Origin of the sequence: Colwellia sp. MB02u-14 (genome assembly GCF_014076915.1) — a bacterium.
Lineage (GTDB): Bacteria > Pseudomonadota > Gammaproteobacteria > Enterobacterales > Alteromonadaceae > Colwellia_A.
In genome coordinates this window covers 1-2,652 of sequence record NZ_JACGUX010000034.1, presented here as the reverse complement: position 1 = coordinate 2,652, position 2,652 = coordinate 1, and the positions used below count along the sequence as shown (strand labels likewise).

Here is a 2,652-nt window from a genome sequence, read left to right as displayed (position 1 = left end):
TTGTACGATTTGTGGTAATGTAAAAGTCGCATAACAAGGCATTCAAACGGACAAAAAACAGTTGGCTGTTTTCACTTCGTTCAACATTTTAGCCAACAATTTTTTGCCGCTTAATGTGGCGTTATACGTAAACCTCAATCAAGGATGGATGATGAATCGAATTAAAGTTTTTAGAATATTAAGTTTTGTAATTGGGTTGGGAATGTTACTAGCAAGTACAATGGTATTTTTAGGTTTATCTTTCTTTCCTGAGACTAATAATATTGGAGTAACTGGATCTTCTTTGGTAGGAGCTTATTTCATGTTTTATGCCGTAACCGGAACAATGGATGTTTTTAAATACTTCAAAACAAGTCAGGTTAAATAATTACGTATAACAAGAACTTTAAGAGGGACAAAATAAAGTTGGCTGTTTTGTTCACTCCGTTCACCTATTTTAGCCAACTCTATTTTGCCCCTTAAGTGGGCGTTATATGCATTCAGAGGTGTGGAGTTGATTAAATGTATTTTGACCATGTTACTACTTTTATCTTTTTCTTCATTTGCCTGTAAAGAATTTACACTAGGTGATACTTTTCCTGTTGAAGATTTTAGTGATTTTTCGTATATCTTAGTTGTTAAAATTGATAGCACAATTCACAAAGAATCGGGATATATGGGGCTAGTGTCATTTGATGCCGAGGTTTCAGAGCAAATAAAAGGAGATCTTAATGTTGGCGATAAATTTTCAGGTAAAGCACTAAGGGAAATTGCCCATGCTGTTTGCCCTGTAAATCTTAAGGACGGTGAGTCGTATCTCCTTTTACTAAACTATCAAGATAATGGTTATGTGTTGAGTCGATTCTCTTCTCCTGTGTCTATAAATAATGTAAGATTTTCTGCATATTTAGAGCAGGTTAAAAATGCATATAACAAGCCATTCAAGCAGGACAAATAACAGTTGGCTATTTGCTCCTTCGTCGCTTATTTTAGCCAACCATTATTTGCCTCTTAATGGGGCGTTAAGTGGCTAGGAAGCATATGCGCATTATTCTCACTTTATTTTTATTTCTCAGTTTTCAGCTTCAAGCAGAAGAACTAATTTCAAGTTCGGACGTGGAATTAATTATATCCAATTTTAAATCTGATTCACTATCAAACAATGTCATAGATAAAAACATTCAAATTGGTGCCAATACAAATATTTCAATTGAGTTTGGCATTACGTCAAAAGGTAATGGTGGTATTGAATTACCGGGGATTTTTTTGTTACGACTCTACGACATGCATGGTGATTTAAGTTATTTCAAAGATGGGCTACTAAACAACGAATTAATTGATATCAATTCTGATGGTTACAAAGATATTTTACTTTGGGGTACGGCTATAAAATCGGATGATGACGGTAATAATCTAGGTGAGGTTTCTGTTTTAGCTGTTTTAGTTTATTCTCCTAAAGATAAGGTGTATAAAATTCTTCGTAAAAGTGAAGAAATTGATATTTATATCGATGAGTAATAGCCACTTAACAAGCCATTCAAGCAGGACTTTTAACAGTTGGCTAGGTTCCGCTTCGCTTCACATTTTAGCCAACAATTAAAAGCCTCTTAATGGGGCGTTAGGCAACCATATAATTTATCAATTGGAGTCGTATGTCGTTTAAAAGTATATTTCTGGTATTATTTTCTTTAGTCATAACATCTGGCTGCCAATCTACTGGAATTCAGACGAAGCATCTTAGCTCTCTAGAATTGGATGAGATTAACGGAATTAAAAGTTATCAAAAAGGTGAATATGAAAAATCTTTTGAACTCTTAAAGACACCAGCAACATGGGGTTATAAAGGTGCTCAATATACTATCGCATTCATGTTTCTCAAAGGACATCATGTTCAACAATCTACTTTAATGGGAATGGGATGGCTTGGTGTAGCCACGGAGATGGAAACTGAGGATTGGTCTGAACAATACAGAAATTTTTATTCATCTGCTACGTCAGAACAACAGTTGAAAATTGATGAAATAGTTAAAGAGTATATTAAAAGATATGGTATGAAATCTCAAAATATCACGTGTACAAAATCATCAACTGTTTTATCACGAAGAATTCAACACTCTTGTCATAGATCAGAACGCATAAGTACAGTGTATGAAGTTGATTTAGTTGAGTAATGGTTACCTAACAAGGGTTTTCAAGTCGGACAAATTACAGTTGGCTTTTTGTTCGTGCCTCACTTATTTTAGCCAACTGCAATTTGCCGCTTAAAACGGCGTTAGGTTTCTAATTTGCAACATCGAGTATTTATATTTTTAGCTGTTTTAGTTTCATATCTTGGGTGGGTAATTTACCAACAAGACGGGTGGACATTAATAGTGACATTGGAAGTTATATGGCTTGTTTGTACATTTGCTGGAATAAATGCAGCTTTGTTCATTAATAAACAAGTATATCTTAAATACGATCCGCCTTTTTTGCTTGTTATTGTATTTATAGTGTCTGTAATTTTCACAGCGGCATTTGAACTATCAATTATGGTTCCTTCTAGTAATCTATTTGATTTAGCAAGTTGGGATGATAGCCCTTTTCTAGTTATGTTTGGTTGGTTCAATTGGCCTTTGGGAATAATAGCTCTAACATTGGCGTGCTCGAAACCTAACAAGCCACTCAAGCAGG

At 34.6% G+C, this 2,652-nt stretch carries 5 protein-coding genes; 4 read left to right on the top strand and 1 reads right to left on the bottom strand.

Annotated features, from left to right (window positions below; genetic code table 11):
* The first annotated feature begins 151 nt into the window (after positions 1 to 151).
* The 4 genes from H4J52_RS03060 to H4J52_RS03045 all read left to right on the top strand — a co-directional run bounded on the left by H4J52_RS03060 (position 152) and on the right by H4J52_RS03045 (position 2,150).
* Positions 152 to 367 (top strand): hypothetical protein, encoded by a 216-nt coding sequence (locus H4J52_RS03060; RefSeq protein ID WP_182224211.1) that lies wholly within the window; start codon positions 152 to 154, stop codon positions 365 to 367.
* A gap of 147 nt (positions 368 to 514) precedes the next feature.
* Positions 515 to 937, top strand: coding sequence for a hypothetical protein (locus H4J52_RS03055; protein WP_182224210.1), 423 nt, complete (start codon positions 515 to 517; stop codon positions 935 to 937).
* An 83-nt stretch (positions 938 to 1,020) separates the two neighbouring features.
* The gene (locus H4J52_RS03050) at positions 1,021 to 1,497 is read left to right on the top strand and encodes a hypothetical protein (RefSeq protein WP_182224209.1); all 477 of its coding nucleotides are present in this window, start codon (positions 1,021 to 1,023) and stop codon (positions 1,495 to 1,497) included.
* Between the two features lie 134 nt (positions 1,498 to 1,631).
* Positions 1,632 to 2,150 (top strand): sel1 repeat family protein, encoded by a 519-nt coding sequence (locus H4J52_RS03045; protein WP_182224208.1) that lies wholly within the window; start codon positions 1,632 to 1,634, stop codon positions 2,148 to 2,150.
* A 173-nt stretch (positions 2,151 to 2,323) separates the two neighbouring features.
* Here the strand turns inward: H4J52_RS03045 and H4J52_RS19635 are convergent.
* Positions 2,324 to 2,652 (bottom strand): hypothetical protein (locus H4J52_RS19635; RefSeq protein ID WP_220461063.1); only part of this gene is annotated, 329 nt, incomplete at its 5' end.

Excerpts from the sequence above, each read along its gene's own strand:
- H4J52_RS03060 (WP_182224211.1), top strand. The coding sequence starts at position 152 with ATGAATCGAATTAAAGTTTTTAGAATATTAAGTTTTGTAATTGGGTTG.
- H4J52_RS03055 (WP_182224210.1), top strand. The coding sequence starts at position 515 with ATGTTACTACTTTTATCTTTTTCTTCATTTGCCTGTAAAGAATTTACA.
- H4J52_RS03050 (WP_182224209.1), top strand. The coding sequence starts at position 1,021 with ATGCGCATTATTCTCACTTTATTTTTATTTCTCAGTTTTCAGCTTCAA.
- H4J52_RS03045 (WP_182224208.1), top strand. The coding sequence starts at position 1,632 with ATGTCGTTTAAAAGTATATTTCTGGTATTATTTTCTTTAGTCATAACA.